Here is an 898-nt window from a genome sequence, read left to right as displayed (position 1 = left end):
GTCGTATTGAGCTTTTGCATTTTGGTAGTCAGACACGGCATCATTAATAGCTTTGACTTGGCTCTGATAGTCGTGGCTTTACCTCTGTGACAGTAAAAAATGCAAAAATAAGGAAATTATAAGAAATTATAACTTAACGTCGTCAGAAAGTTATAAAAAAGAACAAGTGTAATTGCTAATTGCACTTGTTCTAAATCAAATGACGATATGCTTATTTCCAATAAATAGCGAAATAGTTTCCAAAAATCACTTATATGTTTAAATTAGTTTTGCTTTAGAACTTCGCAATTGTTGAAAATCTAATTCTATCTCATGCTTATAATCATTTTGATCTTCCTTTAAATTAAGCAAATCAAAAATCTTTTTTTCAATTTTATCTAAATCAGCTACTTTATAATCTAATAACCGATATTTTTCGTTGCCGTTATTATTTCCCGCAAAATCAATATTAGATAAATAAACAATAGCATCATAATTACCAATTTGCTTACAGACTCTTACAATCGCAAGAAAAAGTTGACCGATGGTTTCAAAATATTGAGATTCAAAATATTGAGATTCATTTTCTTCAAAAGTCATATTTTTTCCTCCATTTATTATATTGTTATTTTTGCTTATTTTATTAATAATATTTATTATGTTTTCCATAAATATTCCCCTTAATATATAACTTTTATATTATGGTAAACATTATAGCAAATAACGTTTAAAAAGTCAAAAAAACGCCTAATAACAATAAATAAATGCGAAGTCAACATTTTTTGATTCTAATAGTAACATATAATTAATAACTTATACACGAAAAGTTGTCACTGAGGTAAGCCACGACTACCAGAGCCAAATCAAAGCTATTAATGATGCCGTGTCTGACTACCAAAATGCAAAAGCTCAATACGAC

Annotated in this window: 1 protein-coding gene; it reads right to left on the bottom strand. The window is 27.7% G+C overall.

Going from position 1 to position 898, the window contains the following annotated elements; genetic code table 11:
- Positions 1–258 precede the first annotated feature (258 nt).
- Positions 259–648: a hypothetical protein gene (locus tag FC36_RS06380; RefSeq protein WP_155889673.1), complete on the bottom strand. Its 390-nt coding sequence runs from the start codon at positions 646–648 to the stop codon at positions 259–261.
- Positions 649–898 lie beyond the last annotated feature (250 nt).

Origin of the sequence: Ligilactobacillus equi DSM 15833 = JCM 10991, assembly GCF_001435735.1 — a bacterium.
Lineage (GTDB): Bacteria > Bacillota > Bacilli > Lactobacillales > Lactobacillaceae > Ligilactobacillus > Ligilactobacillus equi.
The sequence above is the reverse complement of the archived record's forward strand: the minus strand, read 5'-3'. Positions and strand labels throughout refer to the sequence as shown.

Excerpts from the sequence above, each read along its gene's own strand:
- FC36_RS06380 (WP_155889673.1), bottom strand. The coding sequence starts at position 648 with ATGGAAAACATAATAAATATTATTAATAAAATAAGCAAAAATAACAAT.